This window comes from Enterobacter sp. C3_dUdeg, from assembly GCF_057536195.1.
Genome location: NZ_BAAKFX010000002.1, coordinates 469,002 through 493,960, shown reverse-complemented (window position 1 = coordinate 493,960; position 24,959 = coordinate 469,002). Strand labels below are relative to the sequence as shown.

Annotated in this window: 23 protein-coding genes and 1 tRNA gene; 19 read left to right on the top strand and 5 right to left on the bottom strand. The window is 56.9% G+C overall.

The window, feature by feature from the left end; genetic code table 11:
• Window position 1 precedes the first annotated feature (1 nt).
• The 3 genes from AC27FC_RS09970 to AC27FC_RS09960 are packed head-to-tail and all read left to right on the top strand — an operon-like array spanning window position 2 to window position 3,432.
• Window positions 2-943, top strand: coding sequence for an ABC transporter permease (locus tag AC27FC_RS09970; protein WP_023310491.1), 942 nt, complete (start codon window positions 2-4; stop codon window positions 941-943).
• Window positions 944-945: 2 nt separating this feature from the next.
• On the top strand, window positions 946-1,821 hold the full coding sequence (locus tag AC27FC_RS09965; protein WP_029739694.1) for an ABC transporter permease: 876 nt from the start codon (window positions 946-948) through the stop codon (window positions 1,819-1,821).
• A 9-nt stretch (window positions 1,822-1,830) separates the two neighbouring features.
• Window positions 1,831-3,432, top strand: a complete 1,602-nt coding sequence (locus AC27FC_RS09960; protein ID WP_196354813.1) for a gamma-glutamyltransferase family protein — start codon at window positions 1,831-1,833, stop codon at window positions 3,430-3,432.
• Window positions 3,433-3,483: 51 nt separating this feature from the next.
• On the opposite strand, the gene AC27FC_RS09955 is transcribed toward AC27FC_RS09960, so the two are convergent.
• Entirely contained in the window at window positions 3,484-4,254 is a 771-nt protein-coding gene (locus tag AC27FC_RS09955; RefSeq protein ID WP_039263863.1) for an amidohydrolase, read from the bottom strand.
• Window positions 4,255-4,362: 108 nt separating this feature from the next.
• The gene (gene fadE / locus AC27FC_RS09950; protein WP_029739697.1) at window positions 4,363-6,807 is read right to left on the bottom strand and encodes an acyl-CoA dehydrogenase FadE; all 2,445 of its coding nucleotides are present in this window, start codon (window positions 6,805-6,807) and stop codon (window positions 4,363-4,365) included.
• 239 nt (window positions 6,808-7,046) lie between these two features.
• Here fadE and lpcA point away from each other — a divergent pair, with 239 nt between their 5' ends.
• Together lpcA and AC27FC_RS09940 are read left to right on the top strand one after the other, a co-directional pair.
• Entirely contained in the window at window positions 7,047-7,625 is a 579-nt protein-coding gene (lpcA, locus tag AC27FC_RS09945) for a D-sedoheptulose 7-phosphate isomerase (RefSeq protein WP_010427884.1), read from the top strand.
• A gap of 49 nt (window positions 7,626-7,674) precedes the next feature.
• A complete protein-coding gene (locus tag AC27FC_RS09940; RefSeq protein ID WP_023310496.1) occupies window positions 7,675-8,442 on the top strand; it encodes a class II glutamine amidotransferase in 768 nt (255 codons plus the stop codon).
• On the opposite strand, the gene dpaA is transcribed toward AC27FC_RS09940, so the two are convergent.
• Window positions 8,413-9,153, bottom strand: a complete 741-nt coding sequence (dpaA, locus tag AC27FC_RS09935) for a peptidoglycan meso-diaminopimelic acid protein amidase (protein WP_487160088.1) — start codon at window positions 9,151-9,153, stop codon at window positions 8,413-8,415. The genes AC27FC_RS09940 and dpaA overlap by 30 nt on opposite strands.
• 298 nt (window positions 9,154-9,451) lie before the next feature.
• On the opposite strand from dpaA, the gene AC27FC_RS09930 reads away from it, so the two are divergent.
• The 8 genes from AC27FC_RS09930 (at window position 9,452) to dinB (ending at window position 16,660) form a co-directional block, all read left to right on the top strand.
• A complete protein-coding gene (locus tag AC27FC_RS09930) occupies window positions 9,452-10,795 on the top strand; it encodes a Na(+)-translocating NADH-quinone reductase subunit A (RefSeq protein ID WP_196354787.1) in 1,344 nt (447 codons plus the stop codon).
• A gap of 3 nt (window positions 10,796-10,798) precedes the next feature.
• Complete coding sequence (locus AC27FC_RS09925) at window positions 10,799-12,034, top strand: NADH:ubiquinone reductase (Na(+)-transporting) subunit B (RefSeq protein ID WP_048976534.1); 1,236 nt, start codon at window positions 10,799-10,801, stop codon at window positions 12,032-12,034.
• Window positions 12,027-12,821 carry a Na(+)-translocating NADH-quinone reductase subunit C gene (locus tag AC27FC_RS09920; RefSeq protein WP_033144700.1) on the top strand — a complete coding sequence of 265 codons (795 nt, stop codon included), beginning with the start codon at window positions 12,027-12,029 and terminating at the stop codon, window positions 12,819-12,821. Before AC27FC_RS09925 ends, AC27FC_RS09920 begins: the two co-directional genes overlap by 8 nt.
• A complete protein-coding gene (locus tag AC27FC_RS09915) occupies window positions 12,814-13,452 on the top strand; it encodes an NADH:ubiquinone reductase (Na(+)-transporting) subunit D (RefSeq protein WP_033144701.1) in 639 nt (212 codons plus the stop codon). The genes AC27FC_RS09920 and AC27FC_RS09915 overlap by 8 nt, the downstream gene beginning before the upstream one ends.
• Window positions 13,453-13,458: 6 nt before the next feature.
• A complete protein-coding gene (gene nqrE, locus AC27FC_RS09910) occupies window positions 13,459-14,055 on the top strand; it encodes an NADH:ubiquinone reductase (Na(+)-transporting) subunit E (RefSeq protein WP_008500255.1) in 597 nt (198 codons plus the stop codon).
• A gap of 10 nt (window positions 14,056-14,065) precedes the next feature.
• Window positions 14,066-15,289: an NADH:ubiquinone reductase (Na(+)-transporting) subunit F gene (gene nqrF / locus AC27FC_RS09905; RefSeq protein WP_048979301.1), complete on the top strand. Its 1,224-nt coding sequence runs from the start codon at window positions 14,066-14,068 to the stop codon at window positions 15,287-15,289.
• A complete protein-coding gene (gene nqrM, locus AC27FC_RS09900) occupies window positions 15,289-15,492 on the top strand; it encodes a (Na+)-NQR maturation NqrM (RefSeq protein ID WP_196354785.1) in 204 nt (67 codons plus the stop codon). Before nqrF ends, nqrM begins: the two co-directional genes overlap by 1 nt.
• A 109-nt stretch (window positions 15,493-15,601) precedes the next feature.
• Entirely contained in the window at window positions 15,602-16,660 is a 1,059-nt protein-coding gene (gene dinB, locus AC27FC_RS09895) for a DNA polymerase IV (RefSeq protein ID WP_033144702.1), read from the top strand.
• Between the two features lie 77 nt (window positions 16,661-16,737).
• Here the strand turns inward: dinB and pepD are convergent, their stop codons facing one another.
• A complete protein-coding gene (gene pepD, locus AC27FC_RS09890) occupies window positions 16,738-18,195 on the bottom strand; it encodes a cytosol nonspecific dipeptidase (RefSeq protein WP_064673478.1) in 1,458 nt (485 codons plus the stop codon).
• A gap of 260 nt (window positions 18,196-18,455) precedes the next feature.
• Between pepD and gpt the strand changes: the two genes are divergently transcribed.
• The 3 genes from gpt to crl all read left to right on the top strand — a co-directional run bounded on the left by gpt (window position 18,456) and on the right by crl (window position 20,722).
• Complete coding sequence (gene gpt, locus AC27FC_RS09885) at window positions 18,456-18,914, top strand: xanthine phosphoribosyltransferase (RefSeq protein WP_010427903.1); 459 nt, start codon at window positions 18,456-18,458, stop codon at window positions 18,912-18,914.
• 104 nt (window positions 18,915-19,018) lie between these two features.
• On the top strand, window positions 19,019-20,263 hold the full coding sequence (gene frsA, locus AC27FC_RS09880; RefSeq protein ID WP_196354784.1) for an esterase FrsA: 1,245 nt from the start codon (window positions 19,019-19,021) through the stop codon (window positions 20,261-20,263).
• Window positions 20,264-20,320: 57 nt separating this feature from the next.
• Window positions 20,321-20,722 carry a sigma factor-binding protein Crl gene (crl, locus tag AC27FC_RS09875; RefSeq protein ID WP_023310506.1) on the top strand — a complete coding sequence of 134 codons (402 nt, stop codon included), beginning with the start codon at window positions 20,321-20,323 and terminating at the stop codon, window positions 20,720-20,722.
• Between the two features lie 139 nt (window positions 20,723-20,861).
• Here the strand turns inward: crl and phoE are convergent, their stop codons facing one another.
• On the bottom strand, window positions 20,862-21,914 hold the full coding sequence (phoE, locus tag AC27FC_RS09870) for a phosphoporin PhoE (RefSeq protein ID WP_196354783.1): 1,053 nt from the start codon (window positions 21,912-21,914) through the stop codon (window positions 20,862-20,864).
• A gap of 304 nt (window positions 21,915-22,218) precedes the next feature.
• Between phoE and proB the strand changes: the two genes are divergently transcribed.
• From proB to AC27FC_RS09855, 3 genes are all read left to right on the top strand, one after another.
• Complete coding sequence (gene proB / locus AC27FC_RS09865; RefSeq protein WP_023310508.1) at window positions 22,219-23,322, top strand: glutamate 5-kinase; 1,104 nt, start codon at window positions 22,219-22,221, stop codon at window positions 23,320-23,322.
• Window positions 23,323-23,333: 11 nt separating this feature from the next.
• Entirely contained in the window at window positions 23,334-24,587 is a 1,254-nt protein-coding gene (gene proA, locus AC27FC_RS09860; protein WP_196354782.1) for a glutamate-5-semialdehyde dehydrogenase, read from the top strand.
• Between the two features lie 111 nt (window positions 24,588-24,698).
• Window positions 24,699-24,774, top strand: a tRNA-Thr gene (locus tag AC27FC_RS09855).
• Window positions 24,775-24,959 lie beyond the last annotated feature (185 nt).

The following is a 24,959-nucleotide window of genomic DNA, read 5'->3' as shown; positions in this document are numbered from 1 at the left end:
CATGCTGGAACTGATTTGCAAACGTCTGCTGCTGGCTATACCAACCCTGCTACTGGTGAGCATGATGGTGTTCGGGCTGCAAAAGCTGCTGCCCGGCGACCCGCTGATTGCCATGGCCGGGGAGGAGCGCGACCCGGCGGTCATCGCCCAGCTGCGCGCGGAGCTGAACCTCGATGCGCCAATCCCCGTGCAGTATTTCCACTGGCTGACGCGCGCGCTGCAGGGCGATCTGGGCGTCTCCTTACGCACGCACGAACCGGTGACGCAGCTGATCGCCAGCAAGCTGCCGGTTACGCTGGAGCTGTCCCTGCTGGCGATGATTATCGCGCTGGTGTTTGGCATCAGCATGGGGATCCTCGCGGCGGTGAACAAAAACAGCTGGGTCGATCACGGGGCGAACTTCGTGGCGATCTCGGGGATCTCGATCCCGCACTTCTGGCTGGGGATCCTGCTGATTCTGGTCTTTTCGGTGAACCTGCAGTGGCTGCCCGCGTCCGGCTACGTGCCGTTCAGTGAAGATCCGCTCCAGAACCTGCGCACGCTGCTGCTGCCCGCGTCCGTGCTCGGAACGGGCCTTGCGGCGACGCTGATGCGCCATACCCGCGCCTCGATGATTGCGGTCCTGAAGGCGGATTACATCCGCACCGCGCGCGCTAAGGGGCTGCTGCCAAAGGCGGTGATCCTGAAGCACGCGTTTCGCAACGCGCTGGTGCCGGTCATCACCCTCACCACGCTGCTGTTCGGCGAGCTGCTGGGCGGCGCGGTGCTGACCGAGCAGGTCTTCACTATTCCGGGCTTCGGCAAGATGATCGTCGACTCGGTATTTAACCGTGACTACGCGGTGGTGCAGGGCGTAGTGCTGATCGTGGCGATCGGCTTCCTGATGCTGAACCTGCTGGCCGACGTGCTTTACGTCCTTATCAACCCGAAAATGCGAGGTTAACCATGGCGGAACTGACGACGCAAACCGTTACGCCCGCGCTGCCGCGCGCGCAGAACCGGGTGCTGAAGAAATTCCTCGCCAACAAAAGTGCGGTGATTGGCGCGGTGGTGGTGGGATTCTTTGTGCTGGTGGCGCTGCTGGCGCCGTGGATTGCCCCGTTCGACCCGGTCAAAGCCAACTTCCTGGCGGTGCGCAAAGCGCCGTCGGCGATGTACTGGTTCGGCACCGACGAGCTGGGGCGCGACATTTTATCCCGCATTATCTGGGGTGCGCGCACTTCGCTGATGGCAGGCTGTATGTCGGTCGTTATCGCGGTGGTCATCGGCGTGCCGCTGGGGCTGGTGGCGGGTTACTTCCAGAAGATGTGGGACGGGGTGATCTCGCGGTTTATCGAGGCGCTGCTGGCCTGTCCGTTCCTGATCATGGCGATCGCGCTGGGGGCATTTTTGGGTCCGAGCCTGACCAACGCCATGATTGCCATCGGTCTTTCGGCGATGCCGATCTTCGCCCGCCTGACGCGCGGGCAGGTGATCGCCATTCGCAACGAAGAGTACATCGACGGCGCGCGGGCGATTGGCCTGCCGGACCGCTGGATCATCATCAAATACGTCCTGCCAAACGTGATGTCGCCGATCCTGGTGCAGGCCACGCTGGCCATCGCCTCGGCAATTATCGCCGAAGCCAGCCTGTCGTTTTTGGGGCTGGGGCAGCAGCCGCCCAATCCTTCCTGGGGCTCTATGCTCAACACCGCGAAAGGGTTTCTGGAGCAGGCGCCGTGGATGTCCGTTTTCCCCGGCGTGGCGATTTTCCTTGCCGTGCAGGGCTTTAATTTACTCGGTGACGGGCTGCGCGATGCGCTCGATCCGCGCCACGACTAAGGAGTCATGATGACCAAAGCGCTTGATTTTACATCCGGTTACGCTTCACGCCGCCCGCCAATGATGGGCCGTAACGCCGTCGCCACGTCGCAACCGCTGGCGGCGCAGGCGGGAATGAAAATGCTGCAGCTGGGCGGCAACGCCGTGGATGCGGCCATTGCCACCGCGATGGCGCTGACGGTGGTTGAGCCGACCGGCAACGGGATCGGCAGCGACGCCTTTGCCATCGTCTGGGACGGTGAAAAGCTGCACGGCCTCAACGCGTCCGGTCGTTCGCCTGCAAGCTGGCATGCGGATCTGTTTGCCGGTAAAAACGCGGTGCCGGAAATTGGCTGGGACGCGGTGACCGTGCCGGGTGCGGTATCCGGCTGGGTCGCGCTGGCGGAACGCTTCGGCACGCTGCCGCTGACCACCCTGGCGCAGCCAGCCATTGACTACGCGCGCAACGGTTTCCCTGTCTCCCCGCTGATTGGCCATCTCTGGCAGCGCGGCTATAGCAAGCTGAAAGATCAGCCGGGCTTCAGCGCCTGCTTCGCGCCGGAAGGCCGCGCCCCGCGCGTGGGGGAAATCTTCCGTAACCCGGCGCAGGCGAACTCGCTGGAGCTGATTGCCCGCACCAACGGTGAAGCCTTTTACCGCGGCGAGCTGGCGCAGAAAATTGCCGCTTTCGCCAAAGAACACGGCGCGCACCTGACGGCTGAAGATCTGGCAAACCATCGTGTGGACTGGGTAGAGCTGCTGTCGCGCGACTTCGCGGGCGGTTCGGTGCAGGAATTGCCACCAAACGGCCAGGGGATCGCCACGCTGATTGCGCTCGGTATTCTGGAGCAGTGCGGCATTGAGAAGCATCATCCGGATTCAGTGCAGTCCCTGCACCTGTCCATTGAGGCGATGAAGCTGGCGCTGGCGGATCTCGACCGCTACGTGGCGGATGAAGACCATATGGCGTTCGCTGCGAAAGAGCTGCTGAGCGACCATTATCTGAAGTCGCGCGCGGCGCTTATCAATCACGAGCACGCCTCTGATTTCGTTTACGGTTCCCCGACGCAGAGCGGCACGGTCTACATCAGCACCGCCGACGCCAGCGGGATGATGGTTTCGTTTATTCAGTCCAACTACATGGGCTTTGGTTCAGGCATTGTGGTGCCGGATACGGGGATCAGCCTGCAAAACCGGGGCTGCGGGTTTGTGCTGGATCCCAATCACCCGAACGCGCTGGCGGGCAGCAAGCGACCGTTCCACACCATCATTCCGGGCTTTGCGATGGACGGCAGCGGCCAGCCGCTGATGTCTTTCGGCGTGATGGGTGGCCCGATGCAGGCGCAGGGGCACATGCAGATGGCGCTGCGCATTATGCTGCACGGGCAAAACCCACAGGCGGCAATCGATGCCCCGCGCTGGCGCGTGGTGCAGGGCAGGGAGGTGATCGTTGAATCGACCTTCGATCGCAATACCATCGCCGCGCTGCGCGAGCGGGGTCATCAGATCGTGGTGGAAGATCCGCTTCAGGATTACAACTTCGGCGGGGCGCAGGTGATTTATCGCCTGCCGGAAGGACACTACGTGGCCGCGACGGAAAGCCGCAAAGACGGGCAGGCGCTGGTGAGTTAATGTTTTATCCTCCCTCTCCCGTTGGGAGAGGGGCGGGGTGAGGGGAAAATTTCAGCCAATGCTAAACGGATCCGCATCCTGCCAGGCCGGAAACTTCTCGCGATACTCCTGCAGCGCCGTCAACGACAGCTCGGCATCAATGCGCGTCGCCTGATGCGGCTCGGCGGTGGCAATGATCTCGCCCTGCGGGTTCACCACCCGGCTGTCGCCGCGGTAGTGATGCCCGTTGCCGTCGGTTCCCACGCGGTTACAGCCCACCACGTACGCCTGGTTCTCAATCGCGCGCGCTACCAGCAGCGACTGCCAGTGGAGGGAGCGCGGTGCAGGCCAGTTGGCAACATACAGCGCCAGGTCGTAATCGTTGCGGTTGCGCGACCACACCGGGAAGCGCAGGTCGTAGCAGACCAGCGGCAAAATACGCCAGCCGCGCCACTCGAACACCACGCGCTCGTGACCCGCTTCATAGTGATGATGCTCATCCGCCATGCGGAACAGGTGGCGTTTATCGTAAAAATGCACTTTCCCTTCCGGCTCCACCAGCAGGAAGCGGTTCACCGGCCCGCGATCCGTTTGCAGGGCGGCGCTCCCGGCGATCAGCGCGTTGGTCTGCTGCGCTTTGGCATGCATCCAGGCCACCACCTCATCCTGCGGCATTGACTGTTGTGCCGCTTCCATGGCGAAGCCGGTGGTGAACATCTCCGGCAGGACAATCACATCACGCCCGGTAATCTCTTCCAGTTGACGATCAAAGTGGCGCAGGTTGGCGGGGCCATCCATCCACACTAAAGGTTGCTGCAAAATAGAAATCTTCAAACCAGGCACGATACAGACTCCTTAAAAGACCGCTTTTTGACACTGTAGCACGTCATTACGAGAAAATGTGGCAATAAAAAACCCCGCGCGAGGCGGGGTTTGTATAAGCGAAACGCGTTACGCCGCTTCAGGTTTGCGGTGCTTCTCCGGCAGCTTTACCGGCTGCGTCGCCAGCTCGTCCGGTTCGAAATCATCCACGTTAATGCTGCGCAGACGGCTCTCTTCGGCTTTCACCAGCAGAGCGGCTTCATCTTTATTGATAATGCCGCCGGCCAGCGCCTGTTTTGCCAGTTCGTCCAGACGGGTAAACGGCAGGTTTTTGCCCAGCTGTTTACAGATCTTCTGGTGAATCGGATCGGCAGCCATCACGTCCAGCAGCGCCTCTTCCAGCAGACCCACCGGGTTATGCGGCGTCGGCGTCAGATACTGACCACGACCGATACGGGAGCGGGTTGCGCTCGGTACCTGCAGGATCTTCGCTACCTTGTGGTCCAGCTTGTCGGACGGCGCAAGGTGGTGACGTCCGGTCGGGAAGATCACCGCGCGCAGGGCTCCCGCCACGAAGCGGTTCGGGAAGTTCGCCAGCAGGTCGTCAATCGCCTGTTCAGCCTGATACATCGCATCCTGAACGCCCCAGTGCACCAGCGGCAGATCCGCTTCCTGACGGCCTTCGTCGTCGTAGCGCTTCAGGACCGCAGAGGCCAGGAAGATCTGGCTCAGCACATCCCCCAGACGGGCAGAGATACGCTCGCGACGCTTCAGGCTGCCGCCCAACACCGCCATGGAGACGTCAGACAGCAGAGCCAGGTTGGCGCTCAGACGGTTCAGATGCTGGTAGTAACGTTTGGTCGCATCGCCGGTCGGCGTCGCGCTGGTAAGACCGCGCGTCAGGCCCAGCCAGAAGCTGCGCACCTTGTTGCTGCCCACGTGACCGATATGTTTGAACAGCAGCTTATCGAAGGCATCCACGTCGTTGTTCTGCGCGGCAGCCATCTCTTCCAGCACGTACGGATGGCAGCGAATTGCGCCCTGACCAAAGATCATCATGCTGCGGGTCAGGATGTTTGCCCCTTCCACGGTGATGGCAATCGGTGCGCCCTGGTAGCCGCGCGCCAGGAAGTTGCCTTCGCCGAGCATAATGCCTTTACCGCCTGCGATATCCATCGCGTCAATGATCGACTGCTGCGCGCGGTGGGTACAGTGGTACTTCACAATCGCGGACAGCACGGCCGGTTTTTCGCCCAGCATGATGCCGTAGGTAATCAGCGATGCAGCGGCATCCATCACGTAGGCATTGCCCGCGATACGCGCCAGCGGCTCTTCGATACCTTCCATCTTGCCGATGGAGATTTTGAACTGACGGCGGATGTGGGCGTACGCGCCAATCCCCATCGCGACCGACTTCAGACCGCCGGTTGAGTTCGACGGCAGGGTAATTCCGCGGCCCACGGACAGGCATTCCACCAGCATACGCCAGCCCTGACCGGCCATTTTCGGGCCACCGATGATGTAGTCAATCGGCACAAAGATGTCCTGACCGCGGGTCGGACCGTTCTGGAACGGCACGTTCAGCGGGAAGTGACGGCGACCAATTTCAACGCCTGGGGTAGAGGTTGGGATCAGCGCACAGGTAATGCCAAGATCTTCTTCGCCGCCCAGCAGTTTTTCCGGGTCAGAGAGCTTAAAGGCCAGACCCAGCACGGTGGCGATTGGCGCCAGGGTGATATAACGCTTGTTCCAGGTCAGGCGCATACCCAGCACCTGCTCGCCCTGCCACTCGCCCATGCAGACTACGCCGGTATCCGGGATCGCACCCGCATCGGAGCCCGCTTCCGGGCTGGTCAGCGCGAAGCAAGGGATTTCCTGACCGCGTGCCAGACGCGGCAGGTAGTGATCTTTCTGCTCTTCCGTACCGTAATGCTGCAGCAGTTCGCCCGGGCCTAAGGAGTTAGGCACGCCAACGGTAATCGCCAGGATCCCGGAGACGCCAGCCAGCTTTTGCAGGACGCGAGCCTGAGCGTAAGCGGAGAATTCCAGGCCGCCATACTCTTTCTTGATGATCATCGCGAAGAAGCGATGTTCTTTCAGATATGCCCACAGCTCTGGCGGCAGATCGGCCATTTCATGGGTGATGGCAAAGTCGTTTGCCATGCGGCACGCTTCTTCCACCGGGCCGTCAATAAAGGCCTGCTCTTCAGCGGTCAGACGCGGCTGCGGATAGTTATGCAGCTTTTTCCAGTCCGGGTTGCCCTGGAACAGATCGCCTTCCCACCAGGTGGTGCCCGCGTCAATCGCTTCTTTTTCAGTACGCGACATGGGCGGCATCACTTTGCGAAAGCCCTTGAACACCGGCGCAGAGATCATTGATTTACGCATCGGGGCCAGGTTAAACGGCAGAAGGATGATGGCAAGAGGGACTAAAAGCCAAATATTCCAGAGACCTGCGACGCCAAGCGCAGCCGTCCAGGCCAGAAGAATCAGGCTGCTCAGGAATAAACTTACGCGGTGATAGAACAGCACACCGAGTAGAACAACGGTTGCGAGAATGCTCAAAATCATCATAAAGAAAAGCTCCCTTGCTTGTAGGAGGTCTGACCACTTGTGATGATATGGTTGTAGTTGATGTTATTTCCTTTAGCAATGTGTTTACAAAATAATTACAACCTGGTTCACATTGTTCGCGTTTTAGCCGGCACAAAAAATCAAAACGCCGGACGTTTCGCATGGCTTTAGCTTCTCGCTTTTCCCGCTATCCGGTACACTCCACTGTGTTATTTCATCAATACTGAAGGATTATCCTCATGTACCAGGATCTTATTCGTAACGAACTGAACGAAGCGGCGGAAACGCTGGCGAACTTTCTGAAAGATGATGCCAATATTCACGCTATTCAGCGCGCAGCGGTCCTGCTGGCCGACAGCTTCAAAGCCGGTGGCAAAGTGCTTTCCTGCGGTAACGGCGGTTCCCACTGCGACGCTATGCACTTCGCAGAAGAGCTGACCGGACGCTATCGCGAAAACCGCCCGGGCTACCCGGCGATTGCGATTTCAGACGTGAGCCACATCTCCTGCGTAGGCAACGACTTCGGTTACGACCACATCTTCTCCCGCTACGTTGAAGCGGTAGGCCGTGAAGGCGACGTGCTGCTGGGGATCTCTACCTCTGGTAACTCCGGCAACGTGATCAAAGCGATCGCCGCCGCGCGTGAAAAAGGGATGAAGGTCATCACCCTGACCGGTAAAGATGGCGGTAAGATGGACGGTACAGCGGATGTCGAAATTCGCGTTCCGCACTTCGGTTATGCTGACCGTATTCAGGAAATTCACATCAAAGTGATCCACATCCTGATCCAGCTGATCGAAAAAGAGATGGTTAAGTAAGACTTCGCTGGGGGGCTCCGGTGCCCCCCGCTGTTGTGGAGGTGTTGTTATGTGCGAACTGCTCGGGATGAGCGCCAATGTGCCAACCGATATCTGTTTTAGCTTCACCGGGCTGGTTCAGCGCGGTGGAGGAACCGGGCCGCATAAAGACGGCTGGGGCATCACCTTTTACGAAGGCAAAGGGTGTCGCACGTTCAAAGATCCACAGCCCAGCTTTAACTCACCGATTGCCAAACTGGTGCAGGACTATCCCATCAAGTCCCGCTCGGTGATCGCCCACATCCGTCAGGCTAACCGTGGCGAAGTAGCGCTGGAAAATACCCATCCGTTTACCCGCGAGCTGTGGGGCCGTAACTGGACCTATGCACACAACGGGCAGCTCACGGGCTATAAGTCGCTGGAGACGGGCAATTTCCGCCCGGTCGGCGAGACGGACAGCGAAAAAGCCTTCTGCTGGCTGCTGCACAAGCTGACGGAGCGCTATCCCCGCACGCCCGGCAACATGACTGCCGTGTTCAAATACATCGCGACGCTGGCATCTGAACTGCGTGAAAAAGGCGTGTTCAACATGCTGCTCTCTGATGGCCGCTATGTGATGGCGTTCTGCTCGACGAATCTGTTCTGGATCACCCGCCGTGCGCCGTTTGGCGTTGCGACGCTGCTCGATCAGGATGTGGAGATAGACTTTCAGAAGGAGACCACACCGAACGATGTGGTCACTGTTATCGCAACGCAGCCGCTGACGGGCAACGAAACCTGGCAAAAGATTATGCCAGGCGAGTGGGTGCTATTTTGTCTCGGGGACCGTGTAATTTGACGCCAGCTGTGGATGGACGACTTCGTGGCTCAGCGGTTTGCTGACCACGTAACGGCCATCGACGATAGAGACCACGGGTGGCTTGTGGGTCTGCTCAAAGTAGTCGTAACCCGGCTTCATCTGTTTCCAGAAATCCGCGTAGTATGAGTACTTGTGACGCGTCATGTTGGCGTCCGTCATGCGGAACGGATAGATGCTGACCTGTACGTTAGGCTGCCCAAAGACCAGCGCGCCCGTCACGAACTGGAAAATCTCATCAATGCCGGAGTCGGTCATCGCATAACAGCCGATAGACACGCAGGCGCCGTGGATCATCAGATATTTACCTTCATAACCGTGTGCACGGTCATAGGCATTCGGGAAGCCGATATTAATGGCTTTATAGAAGCGGCTGTCAGGCTTGAGCTGGCTGCGCTGAACGTTGTAGAACCCTTCCGGACTTTTGAAGTCGCCCTGACGCTGTTTTGGCCCCAGTCCGCCGGAGTAGTTACAAATTTTGTAACTATCAAGCAGCTGATATGTCTCACCCATTTTGACAAACAGATCGAGAGTGCGCTCTTCCTTGAAGATCTGAATATAAACCGGCGATCCCATTAACTGCTGTTTATATTCCTTGCTGACCGGCGTCGTTGAGCTATTACTGCTGAGCAGTCCGGCAAACGACATGCACGGCATCAGAAGCATCGCAATGAACAATGCGATTTTACGCATACTACTAGTTCCTTGATAAAACCATGACCAACTTGCCAGGACGGCAAAAGAGACCCGAAATCAGATTATTCTGTTAGGAGCGCTCACATTAGCACCGCTATAGATTTTCGCAAGAGCCGGGCGGTGAGTTTACAAATTAGTTTTACTTTATAAACCATCAAAATTGCGATGGCTCCAGGAACTTTGCGCATTAGCTCGCAATTTGGCGCGCGCGACGGCGGATTCCCTGCCCGCGTGAAGGGGAAAATGCTACACTTCGCGCCCACTGGATTGTTGTTCATGGAAACCTGCTAACCACATGTTTAAAATTAAAAAAGGACTTGATCTGCCGATTGCAGGCGTGCCAGCGCAGCACGTTTCGACAGGCGCAAGTGTCCGTCATGTCGCCATTTTGGGCGAAGACTACCTGGGTATGCGTCCTTCAATGCTGGTACAGGAGGGCGATCGCGTTATCAAAGGACAGACGCTCTTTGAGGACAAAAAAAATCCCGGCGTGATGTTCACGGCCCCCGCGAGCGGCACCGTTGTGGCCATCAACCGTGGCGAACGGCGCGTTCTGCAGTCGGTGGTTATCCGCATTGAGGGCGATGAAAAGCGTGAGTTTGCCCATTACGACACCGCAGAACTCGCGTCGCTGAACCGTGACGCCGTTCAGGATCAGCTCCTGGCATCCGGTTTATGGACCTCGCTTCGTACGCGTCCCTTCAGCAAAACCCCTGTTCCGGGCACGGAGCCTGCCGCGATTTTCGTCACGGCCATCGACACCAACCCGCTCAGCGTGGACCCGGAACCGGTTATCCTGGCGCAGCGAAAAGCTTTTGATGCTGGATTAACTATTTTAACCCGCCTCACGTCCGGAAAAGTGCACGTTTGCCAGGCCGGCGGCGGCAAGCCTGGCGGGCATCCGCTGGGGCAGGTCACGTTTAATGAATTTTCTGGCCCGCATCCGGCGGGGCTGGTCGGGACGCACATCCATTTCCTTGAGCCAGTCAGCCTGACGAAACAGGTCTGGCACCTTAACTATCAGGACGTCATCGCCATCGGTAAGCTCTTTACTACGGGTGAGCTCTGCGCTGAACGGATAATCGCCATCGGCGGACCGCAGGCTGCAAATCCGCGCCTGGTGAAGACGCTGCTGGGTGCTGACATCAACGAACTGCTGGTGGGGGAAACGAAAGAGGGCGAAAACCGCCTGATTTCCGGCTCGGTCCTCAGCGGCCGCCATGCGGCCAATGCGCACGCGTACCTGGGACGCTTCCATTTGCAGGTCAGCATTGTGCAGGAAGGGCGTGAGAAAGAGCTGTTTGGCTGGGTTCTGCCAGGCGCGGAAAAATACTCCGTCACCCGAACCACGCTGGGCCACTTCCTGCGTAATAAGCTGTTTAGCTTCTCAACCAGCACCCACGGCGGCGAGCGCGCCATGGTCCCGATTGGCAACTACGAGCGCGTCATGCCGCTGGATATTCTGCCCACCGTGCTGCTGCGCGATCTGCTTGCTGGCGATACCGACGGCGCGCAGGCTCTGGGCTGTCTGGAGCTTGACGAAGAAGATCTGGCGCTCTGTACCTATGTCTGTCCGGGCAAATATGAATATGGACCGGTATTGCGCGAGGTGTTAACCCGCATTGAGCAGGAAGGATAACCGATGGGCTTAAAACACCTCTTTGAAAAAATTGAGCCGCACTTTACCGAAGGAAAGCTCAAAAAGTACTACCCGCTGTATGAAGCAACGACGACCATTTTCTACACGCCGGGGCTGGTGACGAAAGGGGCGGCGCACGTTCGCGATGCTATCGACCTGAAACGCATGATGATCCTGGTGTGGTTTGCGGTCTTCCCTGCGATGTTCTGGGGAATGTACAACGTCGGCCTGCAGACCATTCCGGCGCTGCACCACATGTACGATGCACAGCAGCTGGCGCAGGTGATCCAGGCCGACTGGCACTACCGTCTGGCCCAGTCGTTAGGGGTAAGCTTCACCGCAGACGCGGGCTGGCTGAGCATGATGACGCTGGGCGCGGTGTTCTTCCTGCCGATTTACATCACGGTATTTGTCGTGGGCGGCTTCTGGGAAGTGCTGTTTGCCATCATCCGTAAACATGAGATCAACGAAGGCTTCTTCGTGACCTCTATTCTGTTTGCCCTGATTGTTCCCCCGACGCTACCGCTCTGGCAGGCGGCGCTTGGCATCAGTTTCGGCGTGGTGATTGCCAAAGAGATCTTCGGCGGCACCGGGCGGAACTTCCTCAACCCGGCGCTGGCGGGACGCGCGTTTCTGTTCTTTGCTTATCCGGCGCAAATCTCGGGCGACCTGGTGTGGACGGCGGCAGACGGTTTTTCCGGCGCGACGCCGCTTTCACAGTGGGCGGCACACGGCGGCGAAACGCTGGTTAACAACGCGACGGGTCAGCCAGTCACCTGGTTTGATGCCTTTATTGGCAACATTCCGGGCTCCATCGGAGAAGTCTCTACGCTGATGATTTTGCTTGGCGGCGCGATCATTCTTTTTGGTCGCGTGGCCTCCTGGCGGATCGTTGCGGGCGTGATGATCGGCATGGTGCTGACCGCCACCCTGTTCAACGTTATCGGTTCGACCACCAATCCGATGTTCTCCATGCCGTGGTACTGGCATCTGGTGCTGGGTGGCTTCGCGTTCGGCATGATGTTCATGGCGACGGACCCCGTCTCTGCCTCGTTTACAGACAAAGGTAAATGGAGCTATGGCGTGCTCATTGGCGCGATGTGCGTTCTGATCCGCGTGGTCAACCCGGCGTACCCGGAAGGGATGATGTTGGCCATTCTGTTTGCCAACCTGTTTGCGCCGTTGTTCGATTACCTGGTGGTGCGGGCCAATATCAAGCGGAGGAAGGCGCGTGGCTGAGGTTAAAAATAACGACAGCATCAGCAAAACGCTGCTGGTGGTGCTGGTGCTCTGTCTGGTCTGTTCTATTGTCGTGGCCGGCTCTGCCGTGGGGTTAAAACCCCTGCAGCAGGAGCAACGTGCGCTGGATAAACAGCGCAACATCCTGGCCGTCGCCGGGCTGATGCAGGAAGGAATGAGCGCGGACGACGTTTCGGCCGTCTTTGCTGAACGTATTTCGGCGCGTCTGGTGGATTTAAAAACGGGTGAACTGCTGGATAAAGACCCGGCAAAATTCAACCAGGCGCTGGCGCTGAAAGATCCGCAGATGAGCCTGACGCTGGAGGCATCACAAGATCCCGCCGGGATTAAGCGTCGCAGCAACCTGGCCGAAATCTATCTGGTTCGCGATCCCCAAAAACGCATTCAGGAAGTGGTACTGCCTGTTTACGGTAACGGTCTGTGGTCAATGATGTATGCCTTTGTGGCCCTTGATACCGACGGCCGCACGGTCAAAGGCATTACGTATTACGACCAGGGCGAAACGCCGGGGCTGGGTGGCGAAGTTGAGAACCCTAACTGGAGGGCACAGTTTGTCGGCAAGAAAGTGCTCGACGATAACGGCCTGCCTGCGCTGAAGGTGATGAAAGGGGCGGCACGTCCCGGTGACGACTACGCCGTTGACGGGCTTTCCGGCGCCACGCTCACCTCAAAAGGCGTGCAGCACAGTTTTGATTTCTGGATGGGCGAGCTGGGCTTTGGTCCTTTCCTGAAAAACGTACGTGAAGGAGCGCTGAACAATGGCTGATACCGGTGAACTGAAAGAAGTTAAAAAGGTGCTCGTTGGCCCACTGTTAGCCAATAACCCGATCACGCTCCAGGTGCTGGGTGTCTGTTCTGCTCTGGCGGTGACGACCAAGCTGGAAACGGCAGTCGTGATGACGCTGGCGGTCACGCTGGTCACGGCGTTCTCCAGCATGTTTATCTCGATGATCCGCCACCACATCCCCAACAGCGTGAGGATCATCGTACAGATGGCGATCATCGCCTCGCTGGTGATCGTAGTCGATCAGCTGCTGCGCGCCTTTGCCTATGAAACCTCCAAACAGCTCTCGGTGTTTGTCGGGCTGATTATAACCAACTGTATCGTCATGGGGCGTGCGGAAGCCTACGCCATGAAAATGCCGCCGCTGGCGAGCTTTATGGACGGCATCGGCAACGGCCTGGGCTACGGCGTGATCCTGCTGACCGTGGGGTTCCTGCGCGAGCTGATTGGCAGCGGCAAGCTGTTTGGCATCACGGTGCTGGACACGGTGCAGAACGGCGGCTGGTATCTGCCAAACGGCCTGTTCCTGCTGGCCCCTAGCGCATTTTTCATTATCGGTTTGTTGATCTGGCTGATTCGTACGCTGAAGCCAGAACAGCAGGAAAAGGAGTAACCGACGATGGCTCATTACCTGAGTTTGTTTGTGCGGGCGGTGTTTGTTGAAAACATGGCGCTCGCGTTTTTCCTCGGCATGTGTACGTTCCTTGCGGTTTCCAAAAAAGTGTCGACGGCATTTGGTCTCGGTATCGCGGTCACCGTGGTGCTCGGCTTATCTGTACCGATCAACAATCTGGTGTACAACTTTGTGCTGCGGGACGGCGCGCTGGTGGAAGGGGTTGATCTCAGCTTCCTGAACTTCATCACCTTTATCGGGGTGATCGCGGCGCTGGTGCAAATCCTCGAGATGATCCTCGATAAGTATTTCCCGTCGCTCTACAACGCGCTGGGGATCTTCCTGCCGCTGATCGCGGTGAACTGCGCCATCTTCGGTGGCGTCTCGTTTATGGTGCAGCGTGATTACAACTTCAGCGAATCCGTGGTGTACGGTTTTGGTTCCGGCATCGGCTGGATGCTGGCGATTGTCACCATGGCGGGGATCCGCGAGAAAATGAAATATGCCAACGTGCCTGCTGGTCTGCGTGGCCTGGGGATCACCTTTATCACCACCGGGCTGATGGCGCTGGGCTTTATGTCCTTCTCCGGTGTGCAGCTATAAGGGCAAACAGATGGAAATTATCCTTGGCGTGGTGATGTTCACGCTGATTGTACTGGTGCTGTCAGGGCTTATTCTGGCGGCGCGCGCGAAGCTGGTGAATTCCGGCGACGTGGTCATTGATATTAACGACGAGCCGCAGAATCAGATCCGCACGCCGGCCGGAGACAAGCTGCTCAACACGCTCTCCGGTAACGGCATTTTTGTCTCCTCAGCCTGCGGCGGCGGCGGTTCCTGCGGGCAGTGCCGCGTGACGGTAAAAGAGGGCGGCGGCGATATTCTGCCAACCGAACTGGCGCATATCACAAAGCGTGAGGCAAAAGAGGGCTGTCGTCTGGCCTGCCAGGTCGCGGTACGTCAGAACATGAAGATTGAGCTGCCGGAAGAGATCTTCGGCGTCAAAAAATGGGAGTGCGAGGTTATCTCTAATGATAACAAAGCCACCTTTATTAAAGAGCTGAAGCTGCGGGTGCCGGAAGGCGAGCATGTCCCGTTCCGCGCCGGAGGATACATTCAGATTGAGTGCCCGGAGCACGCTGTGGCCTATGCGGACTTTGACGTTCCGCATGAGTACCGCGCCGACTGGGACAAATTCAATCTCTTCCGCTTTGTATCTGAGGTGAAAGAGCCGACGCTGCGCGCCTACTCGATGGCCAACTACCCGGAAGAGAAGGGCATCATCATGCTCAACGTGCGTATCGCCACGCCGCCACCGAATGTGCCGGATGCACCGCCGGGCGTCATGTCGTCATACATCTGGTCTCTGAAGCCTGGCGATAAGGTGACGATCTCCGGCCCGTTCGGGGAGTTCTTCGCGAAAGATACCGACGCGGAAATGGTGTTTATCGGCGGCGGTGCCGGTATGGCCCCGATGCGCTCGCACATCTTTGACCAGCTCAAGCGGCTGGGGAGCCAGCGTAAGATCAGCTTCTGGTACGGGGCGCGCTCGCTGCGCGAGATGTTCTATGAAGATGAGTTTGAACAGCTGGCGCGTGAAAACCCGAACTTTACCTTCCATGTGGCGCTTTCCGATCCGCAGCCGGAAGATAACTGGACGGGCTATACGGGGTTCATCCACAACGTGCTGTATGAAAACTACCTCAAACAGCACCCAGCGCCTGAGGACTGCGAGTTCTATATGTGTGGTCCGCCGATGATGAACGCCGCCGTGATTAAGATGCTGAAAGATCTCGGTGTCGAAGATGAGAACATCATGCTCGATGACTTTGGAGGCTGATGATGCTGACGTTTCTGGCAACCTTTGTGGTTTTTGTGCTTGTCGTCTTCGGCATGTCGTTAGGCTGGATCGTTAAGCGGAAAAGCATTCAGGGCAGCTGCGGCGGTATTTCCTCTATTGGGATGGAAAAGGTTTGCGACTGTCCGGAACCGTGCGATGCGCGGAAGAAAAGGATGGCCCTCGAACAGCAGCGCATTATTTAATTTTTTTGTAGGCCGGGTAAGGCAAAGCCGCCACCCGGCGTTATCACATCTGCTTCTCAATCCTCATTTGTTTACTGTATACTTATCCAGTGATGAGTGAGGGCTTACTATGCGCAAAATAATCCATGTCGATATGGACTGCTTTTTTGCCGCAGTGGAGATGCGTGACAACCCGGCGCTGCGGGATATTCCCATCGCCATTGGCGGCAGCCGCGTTCAGCGTGGTGTCATCAGCACCGCCAATTATCCTGCGCGCAAATTTGGCGTGCGCAGCGCGATGCCGACGGCGATGGCCTTAAAGCTTTGCCCTCATCTCACGCTTCTGCCCGGCCGGTTTGAAGCCTATAAAGAGGCTTCCCTCCATATTCGGGAAATCTTCTCCCGCTATACCTCTCTGATAGAGCCGCTGTCGCTGGACGAAGCCTATCTGGATGTGACCGACAGCGTGCACTGCCACGGCTCCGCCACGCTGATGGCGCAGGAGATCCGCCAGAGGATTTTCAACGAGCTGAATCTGACGGCATCGGCGGGCGTCGCGCCCGTTAAATTCCTCGCCAAAATTGCCTCCGATTTAAATAAGCCCAACGGTCAATACGTCATCACGCCTGACGAGGTGCCGGCGTTTTTGAAAACGCTGCCGCTCGGCAAAATACCCGGCGTGGGAAAAGTCTCCGCCGCAAAGCTGGAAAGCATGGGGCTACGGACCTGCGAAGACGTGCAGCGAAGCGATCTCGCTATGCTGCTCAAGCGCTTCGGGAAGTTTGGCCGCGTGCTGTGGGAGCGCAGCCAGGGAATTGACGATCGCGATGTGAACAGCGAGCGGCTGCGGAAATCCGTCGGCGTTGAGCGCACCCTCATTGAAGATATTCATGACTGGTCCGAATGCGAAACCATTATCACGGAACAGCTTTACCCGGAGCTGGAACGACGCTTAAGCAAGGTGAAGCCGGATCTGCTCATTGCCCGTCAGGGCATCAAGCTTAAATTCAACGACTTCCAGCAGACCACGCAGGAACACGTCTGGCCGCGTCTGAATAAAGACGATCTTATCGCGACGGCGAAAAAGGCATGGGAAGAGCGCCGGGGCGGACGAGGGGTGAGGCTGGTGGGGTTGCACGTTACGCTGCTGGATCCGCAGCTAGAGCGCCAGCTGGTTCTGGGGTTGTAAAAAAGCCCGGTGGCGCTACGCTTACCGGGCCTACGTTTTTCACCCTCTCCCTGTGGGAGAGGGCTGGAGTGAGGGTATTACTTAACGGGGATCGCTTTCAGCAGCTCAGTCAGCAGCGTCCAGTAGTGACCGACGCTTTCGATATGGACCTGCTCATCCGGCGAGTGCGGACCGGTAATGGTTGGCCCGATGGACACCATGTCCATGTCCGGATACGGTTTCTTGAACAGACCACATTCCAGACCGGCGTGGATCACCTGAATGTTCGGCGTGCTGTTGAACAGACGCTGATAGGTTTCACGCACCAGCGCCATCACCGGAGAACTTGCATCCGGCTGCCAGCCCGGGTAGCTGCCTTTGGCAGACGTTTTTGCGCCCGCCAGCGTGCCCAGAGATTCCAGCATGCTCACCACGTACTCTTTACCGCTGTCGATAAGGGAGCGGATCAGGCAGATGATTTCCGCGCTGTCGTCGCTCATGGTCACCACGCCCACGTTCAGCGAGGTTTCCACCACGCCTTTCGCCACGTCAGAGTTACGGATCACGCCGTTTGGCGTCGCGTTCAGCAGCTGAACGAAGGTGTCACGAGACTGCGCGGTCAGCGCGTCTTTATCCGTAGATACGGATTCCAGCACCACGGTCAGGTTTTTCTCTTTCGCCGACAGTTCGTTTTTCAGGATATCCAGATATACGGTGGAGAGTTTTTTCAGCTCGTCCGCTTTTGCCGCTGGAACCGCTACGGTGGCGAAGGCTTCGCGTGGGATCGCGTTACGCAGGGTACCGCCGTTGAAGTCTACCAGACGCAGATCCAGCTCGGCCGCATGGCCTGCCAGGAAGCGCGCCAGCAGCTTGTTGGCGTTACCCAGACCCAGGTGAATATCACCGCCGGAGTGGCCGCCTTTCAGCCCTTTCAGCGTCAGCTTGAAGGTCTGGAAGCCAGCAGGAATCGCTTCGCGCTTCAGCGGCAGGGTAGAGATGAAATCAATCCCGCCCGCGCAGCCCATGTAGATCTCGCCTTCTTCTTCAGAGTCGGTGTTGATCAGGATGTCCGCCTGCAGCCAGTTCGCCTGCAGACCAAACGCGCCGTCCATGCCCGCTTCTTCGGTCATGGTCAGCAGCACTTCCAGCGGACCGTGTTCAACGCTGTCGTCGGCCAGCACGGCCAGCGCAGAGGCCATACCGATGCCGTTATCCGCGCCCAGCGTGGTGCCGCGTGCTTTCACCCAGTCGCCGTCGATGTACGGTTGAATCGGGTCTTTGGTGAAGTCGTGAACGGTGTCGTTGTTCTTCTGTGGCACCATGTCCAGGTGCGCCTGCAGCACAACCGGTTTGCGGTTTTCCATGCCTGCGGTAGCCGGTTTGCGGATCAGAATGTTGCCAACCTGGTCACGTTCAGCGTGCAGACCTTTTTCCTTCGCCCAGCCCATAATATGTTCGGCAAGCTGTTCTTCGTGGTAGGAAGGGTGTGGAATGGAGCAGATTTTCGCAAAAATATCCCACAGCGGCTGCGGAGATAATTGAGACAGTTCAGACACGATAAGTCTCCTTGTCGAGGCGCTGCAAACAGGGTTGCAGGTCACAGGGTTAGCAGGTTAATAGTTACCACAAGTCAGGCTTGCGAGATGAAACTGAGAATACCACTTTCTCTGCTGGCTGGTAGCATAAAGCATGTAAAAACTCAGGCAGAGGGCGCTAAACACTGGTTTTTAGTGCGTCAGATCTCTATAATCTCGCGCAACCTATTTCCCCCTCGAACACTTTTTAAGCCGTATAAAAACAGGCTGGGACACTTCACATGAGCGAAAAATACGTCGTCACCTGGGACATGTTGCAGATTCACGCACGCAAACTGGCTGCGCGTCTGATGCCTTCCGAACAGTGGAAAGGCATTATTGCCGTCAGCCGTGGCGGACTGGTACCGGGGGCGCTGCTGGCACGTGAGCTGGGTATTCGTCATGTCGATACCGTTTGCATCTCCAGCTATGACCATGACAACCAGCGCGAGCTGACCGTGCTGAAACGTGCGGAAGGCGACGGTGAAGGTTTCATCGTTATTGATGACCTGGTGGATACCGGCGGTACTGCGGTCGCTATCCGCGAAATGTATCCGAAAGCACATTTCGTCACTATCTTCGCGAAGCCTGCTGGCCGCCCGCTGGTTGACGATTACGTGATTGATATCCCGCAGGACACCTGGATTGAACAGCCATGGGATATGGGCGTGGTCTTCGTACCGCCTATTTCAGGCCGTTAATACCAGTACGTAACTTTACACGCCCGACTATGTCGGGCGTTGTTCTTTTTGGCCTGCCACGCGTTACAATAGTCTCTATACGACGTATTCATGGAGGCAACGCAATGACGCAGGCGAATCTCACCGAGACTCTCTTCAAACCCCGTTTCAAACACCCTGAAACGTCGACGCTGGTGCGTCGCTTCAATCCGGGTACCCAGCCTGCCGTCCAGTCCGCGTTAGACGGAAAAAACGTGCCTCACTGGTATCGCATGATTAACCGCCTGATGTGGATCTGGCGCGGTATCGACCCTCGTGAAATCCTCGATGTGCAGGCACGTATCGTGATGAGTGAAGCCGAACGTACCGACAGCGAACTCTACGATACGGTGGTGGGCTACCGTGGCGGAAACTGGATCTACGAGTGGTCTAAACAGGCGATGCTCTGGCAGCAAAAAGCCAGCCAGGAAGAGGATGCCACGCGCAGCGGCAAGCACTGGCTGCACGCCGCTAATCTTTACGGCATTGCCGCTTACCCCCATTTAAAAGGGGATGAACTGGCGGAGCAGGCTCAGGCGCTGGCGAATCGCGCCTATCAGGAGGCGGCTCAACGTCTGCCGGGCCGGATGCGTGAACTTGAATTCACCATTTCAGGGGGCGCGTCCGTCACCGGGTTCCTGCATATGCCGGAAGGCGACGGCCCGTTCCCGACCGTCCTCATGTGCGGCGGGCTGGATTCGCTGCAAATTGATTATTACAGCCTGTATGAGCGTTACTTCGCACCAAAAGGGATCGCGATGCTGACGCTTGATATGCCTTCAATTGGTTTCTCATCCAAATGGAAACTGACTCAGGATTCCAGCCTGCTGCACCAGCATGCGCTAAAAGCGCTGGAAAATATTCCGTGGGTTGACCACACCCGCGTGGCGGCATTCGGCTTCCGTTTCGGCGCGAACGTCGCGGTGCGTCTGGCTTATCTTGAATCTTCTCGTCTGAAAGCCGTCGCCTGCCTCGGCCCGGTCGTACACGCTCTGCTCAGCGATCCTGCACGCCAGGGGAGCGTACCTGAAATGTACCTTGATGTGCTGGCCAGCCGCCTTGGCATGCATGATGCATCAGACGAAGCGCTGCGCGTTGAGCTCAATCGCTACTCGTTAAAAACGCAGGGGTTGCTGGGACGTCGCTGCCCAACGCCGATGCTGTCAGGGTTCTGGAAAAACGATCCGTTCAGCCCGGAAGAAGAGTCACGATTAATCACTTCGTCATCTGCGGATGGCAAATTGCTTGAGGTGCCGTTCAGCCCGGTCTATCAGAATTTCGACAAATCACTTAAAGAGATTACGCGCTGGATCGCTCAGAGATTGTGTTAATAGATTGCTAAATTTCGCTGGTTTGGTAAAACAGTGGCTTCACAAAAGGAGATCGCAATGACGTTACCGAGTGGACACCCGAAAAGTAGACTGATTAAGAAGTTTATGGCTCTCGGCCCGTATATTCGAGAAGAGCAGTGTGAAGAGAATCGCTTTTTTTTCGACTGCCTGGCTGTATGCGTCAACGTGAAGCCTGCACCCGAAAAACGTGAATTCTGGGGCTGGTGGATGGAAATGGAAGCAGAGGAGAAACGCTTTACGTATAGCTACCAGTTTGGCCTGTTTAATAAAGACGGCAACTGGCAGGCGACCACGATTAAAGATCAGGAAGTGATTGACCGCCTGGAATATACGCTAAAAGAGTTTCACGATAAGGCACGCGCACTGCTGGCCACCCTGGATCTCAAGTTCGAACCGGCGGATGACTTTTCCAGCGAAGCGGTGAAGCTGACTGCCTGATGGTGTCACAGCGCCGGGTGGCGGCTTCGCCTTGCCCGGCCTACAAATTCTCCCTCTCACCGTGGGAGAGGGCACCAGACTGCATGAATCCCCGACAATAAAAAAACCGGCATCAAGCCGGTTTTTTTATTTCACATCATCAGAACTGGTAGGTCATACCTACAGCAACGATGTCATCGCTGCTCACGCCCAGTTTATTTTTGTCGTCAATCTGGTTGATTTTATAATCAACAAAGGTGGACATATTTTTGTTGAAGTAATAGGTCGCGCCAACGTCAATATATTTCACCAGATCTTCGTCGCCAATACCTTCGATATCTTTGCCTTTAGACTGGACATAGCCCAGGGACGGGCGCAGACCAAAGTCGAACTGATATTGTGCGACAACTTCAAAGTTCTGCGCTTTATTTGCAAACCCGCCAGAAATTGGCGTCATATTGCGGGTTTCAGAATACATTGCAGCCAGATAAATATCGTTCGCATCATATTTCAGACCGCTTGCCCAGGCTTCTGCTTTCTGACCCTGGCCACGCGCCAGCAGGTTCTGAGCATTGGTGCGGTCAGAGTTGGTGTAGGCGCCGCTGACGGCGAAGTCGCTGCCGCCGAAGTCATAGGTCAGAGAGGTACCAAAACCGTCACCGTTCTGTTTTTTGGCGTCACGGTTTTCGTTTTTGCCCTGGTACTGCAGCGTCATGTCCAGACCGTCAACCACGCCGAAGAAATCGGTGTTACGGTAGGTGGCCAGGCCGGTAGCGCGCTTGGTCATGAAGTTATCGGTCTGCGCGGAAGAGTCGCCGCCGAACTCAGGGAACATATCGGTCCATGCTTCGACGTCATACAGGGCGCCCAGGTTACGACCGTAATCCAGTGAACCAAAGTTTTTCAGCTTCAGGCCCGCAAACGCCAGACGCGTTTTCTGAGTAGAGTCGCTCTCGGCTTTGTTACCTGCAAATTCAGATTCCCAACGGCCATAGCCCGTCAGCTGATCGTTAATCTGCGTTTCGCCTTTAAAACCGAAACGAACGTAAGTCTGATCGCCATCTTTGGTGGCATCATCACTGATGTAGTGCATGGCTTTCACTTTGCCGTACACATCCAGTTTATTACCATCTTTATTATAAACTTCAGCTGCGTGAACGGATGCAGAAGCCACTACGCCCATAACCATTAATGCCAGAGTGCTCTTTTTCATTTTCGATCCTGTCTTATAAACGCGCTAAAAAATTCGCTGGACGATAAGCTCATGCTTAAGTCCCGTGAAAAAACAGGAAGGGTTTTATCGTTCTGGAATGAAACTTTTATGACAAACTAAGAATAATTTTAAAAAAATGTGATTTATTATTTCGGTAATAAAATTGTCAAAATTTCCCGCTAGGCTTCCTGATCCCGCGCAACAAAGTGTTTCGCGATGTGCTAAGGCAGTTGGCAACGGGGCTGACTCCTGTTAAAACGTTCGTTCGACATTACTTTCCCTTATCGTTGAACGGCAGAGAATCATGAGTGACAGCCAGACGCTGGTGGTAAAACTCGGTACCAGTGTTTTAACAGGCGGATCGCGCCGCCTAAATCGCGCCCACATTGTTGAGCTTGTACGTCAGTGCGCTCAGCTACATGCCGCAGGGCATCGTATTGTGATTGTGACCTCCGGGGCGATTGCCGCCGGGCGTGAACACCTGGGTTACCCCGAACTCCCCGCGACGATCGCTTCCAAACAGCTGCTGGCCGCCGTGGGGCAAAGCCGACTCATTCAACTCTGGGAACAGCTGTTCTCCATATATGGTATTCACGTCGGGCAGATGCTGCTGACGCGTGCGGATATGGAAGACAGAGAGCGCTTCCTGAACGCCCGCGATACCCTGCGCGCGCTGCTGGACAACAACATTGTTCCGGTCATTAACGAGAACGATGCCGTTGCTACCGCTGAAATCAAAGTGGGTGATAACGATAACCTCTCGGCGCTGGCTGCGATTCTGGCCGGTGCCGATAAATTACTGCTTCTGACCGATCAGCAGGGGCTGTTTACCGCCGACCCGCGCTCGAATCCGGAAGCCGAGCTGATTACCGACGTTCAAGGCATCGACGATGCGCTGCGCGCCATCGCCGGTGACAGCGTTTCAGGCCTCGGAACGGGCGGTATGGGGACCAAGCTGCAGGCCGCTGACGTAGCGTGCCGCGCCGGTATCGACACCATCATTGCAGCGGGCAGCCGCCCCGGCGTGATTGGCGACGTAATGGAAGGTATCTCCGTCGGCACCCGCTTCCACGCCCAGGAATCCCCGCTGGAAAACCGCAAGCGCTGGATATTTGGCGCGCCTCCTGCTGGCGAACTCGTCGTCGATGAAGGGGCAACCGCCGCGATTCTGGAACGAGGAAGTTCATTGCTTCCTAAAGGAATTAAAAGCGTGACAGGCAACTTCTCCCGTGGTGAAGTGATCCGTATCCGTAACCTCGAAGGCCGCGACATCGCCCACGGCGTAAGCCGTTACAACAGCGACGCGCTGCGCCGCATCGCGGGTCACCACTCGCAGCAGATCGACGCCATTCTGGGCTATGAATATGGCCCGGTTGCCGTGCATCGCGATGACATGATTATTCGTTAAGGAGCCAGAACATGCTGGAACAAATGGGCGCAGCCGCGAAGGCTGCCTCTTACAAACTGGCGCTCCTTTCCAGCCGCGAGAAAAACCGCGTGCTGGAAAAAATCGCTGATTATCTGGAATCCCAGTCTCAGGAAATTTTGCTCGCCAACGAGCAGGATCTGCTGGAAGCCCGTCGTAACGGCTTGAGCGAAGCGATGCTCGACCGTCTGGCGCTGACGCCAGCACGCCTGAAAGGCATCGCCGACGATGTGCGTCAGGTCTGTAATCTGGCCGACCCGGTAGGGCAGGTGATCGACGGCGGGCTGCTCGACAGCGGTTTACGCCTGGAGCGCCGTCGCGTGCCGCTCGGCGTCATTGGCGTTATTTATGAAGCCCGTCCAAACGTGACGGTGGATGTCGCCTCCCTGTGCCTGAAAACCGGTAACGCCGCTATTCTGCGCGGTGGGAAAGAGACCTGGCGCACCAACGCCGCGACGGTGAAAGTCATTCAGCAGGCGCTGGAAGAGTGTGGCTTACCGGCGGGGGCCGTACAGGCGATCGAGAGCCCAGACCGCGCGCTGGTCAACGAAATGCTGCGCATGGACAAATATATCGACATGCTGATCCCACGCGGTGGCGCGGGCCTGCACAAGCTGTGCCGCGAGCAGTCGACGATCCCGGTGATCACCGGCGGTATCGGCGTGTGCCATATCGTGGTGGACGACAGCGCTGAGCTTGAACCGGCGCTGAAGATAATCGTTAACGCGAAAACCCAGCGTCCAAGCACCTGTAACACCGTTGAAACGCTGCTGGTGCATCAGGATATTGCGAACACCTTCCTGCCGGCCCTGAGCAAACAGATGGCAGAGAGCGGCGTGACGCTGCATGCTGACGCCAGCGCGCTCGCACTGCTTCAGGATGGCCCGGCTAACGTTGTTCCCGTAAAAGCGGAGCAGTACGACGACGAGTTCCTGTCACTGGATCTAAACGTGAAAATCGTTGCCGATCTCGACGACGCCATTGCGCACATCCGTGAACACGGCACGCAGCATTCTGACGCGATCCTGACGCGCACCCTGCGCAATGCCGATCGCTTCGTGAACGAAGTGGATTCTTCAGCGGTATATGTGAATGCCTCCACCCGCTTCACCGACGGCGGCCAGTTCGGCCTCGGCGCCGAGGTGGCGGTCAGCACGCAGAAACTGCACGCGCGCGGCCCGATGGGGCTGGAAGCGCTGACCACGTACAAGTGGATCGGCTTCGGTGACGATACGATTCGTGCGTAAATAATCACGGGTGATGCAAAAATAGCCGTTTGATTCAAAAGGGCATTGACGCATCACCCGGATAGATCTAACCTTTTGCCCCGTGGTTACGCTCGTAACCGGCCTCTCAGGGCCGATATAGCTCAGTTGGTAGAGCAGCGCATTCGTAATGCGAAGGTCGTAGGTTCGACTCCTATTATCGGCACCATCTTTTATAATAAAATCATCAAGTTATTATTGCATTGTTTTGCTTTGTTCAACACAAATGTGCAATTTTGCGCGTTGTAGATGTGGCAAAATTGTGGCAAGTACAGTGAGATTGTTTGTGGCTCAATGCAAGGGTATGCTAACGGCACGTGTTACCTTGTAGCTCCCGTCGATCTTGTCTTTTGA

Coding starts and splice junctions, on each gene's coding strand:
- AC27FC_RS09965 (WP_029739694.1), top strand. CDS start 946: ATGGCGGAACTGACGACGCAAACCGTTACGCCCGCGCTGCCGCGCGCG.
- fadE (WP_029739697.1), bottom strand. CDS start 6,807: ATGATGATTTTGAGCATTCTCGCAACCGTTGTTCTACTCGGTGTGCTG.
- dinB (WP_033144702.1), top strand. CDS start 15,602: ATGCGCAAAATAATCCATGTCGATATGGACTGCTTTTTTGCCGCAGTG.
- AC27FC_RS09915 (WP_033144701.1), top strand. CDS start 12,814: ATGGCTGATACCGGTGAACTGAAAGAAGTTAAAAAGGTGCTCGTTGGC.
- AC27FC_RS09970 (WP_023310491.1), top strand. CDS start 2: ATGCTGGAACTGATTTGCAAACGTCTGCTGCTGGCTATACCAACCCTG.
- nqrM (WP_196354785.1), top strand. CDS start 15,289: ATGATGCTGACGTTTCTGGCAACCTTTGTGGTTTTTGTGCTTGTCGTC.
- AC27FC_RS09925 (WP_048976534.1), top strand. CDS start 10,799: ATGGGCTTAAAACACCTCTTTGAAAAAATTGAGCCGCACTTTACCGAA.
- AC27FC_RS09930 (WP_196354787.1), top strand. CDS start 9,452: ATGTTTAAAATTAAAAAAGGACTTGATCTGCCGATTGCAGGCGTGCCA.
- phoE (WP_196354783.1), bottom strand. CDS start 21,914: ATGAAAAAGAGCACTCTGGCATTAATGGTTATGGGCGTAGTGGCTTCT.
- AC27FC_RS09940 (WP_023310496.1), top strand. CDS start 7,675: ATGTGCGAACTGCTCGGGATGAGCGCCAATGTGCCAACCGATATCTGT.
- lpcA (WP_010427884.1), top strand. CDS start 7,047: ATGTACCAGGATCTTATTCGTAACGAACTGAACGAAGCGGCGGAAACG.
- dpaA (WP_487160088.1), bottom strand. CDS start 9,153: ATGCGTAAAATCGCATTGTTCATTGCGATGCTTCTGATGCCGTGCATG.
- gpt (WP_010427903.1), top strand. CDS start 18,456: ATGAGCGAAAAATACGTCGTCACCTGGGACATGTTGCAGATTCACGCA.
- proA (WP_196354782.1), top strand. CDS start 23,334: ATGCTGGAACAAATGGGCGCAGCCGCGAAGGCTGCCTCTTACAAACTG.
- proB (WP_023310508.1), top strand. CDS start 22,219: ATGAGTGACAGCCAGACGCTGGTGGTAAAACTCGGTACCAGTGTTTTA.
- AC27FC_RS09960 (WP_196354813.1), top strand. CDS start 1,831: ATGACCAAAGCGCTTGATTTTACATCCGGTTACGCTTCACGCCGCCCG.
- nqrE (WP_008500255.1), top strand. CDS start 13,459: ATGGCTCATTACCTGAGTTTGTTTGTGCGGGCGGTGTTTGTTGAAAAC.
- crl (WP_023310506.1), top strand. CDS start 20,321: ATGACGTTACCGAGTGGACACCCGAAAAGTAGACTGATTAAGAAGTTT.
- nqrF (WP_048979301.1), top strand. CDS start 14,066: ATGGAAATTATCCTTGGCGTGGTGATGTTCACGCTGATTGTACTGGTG.
- frsA (WP_196354784.1), top strand. CDS start 19,019: ATGACGCAGGCGAATCTCACCGAGACTCTCTTCAAACCCCGTTTCAAA.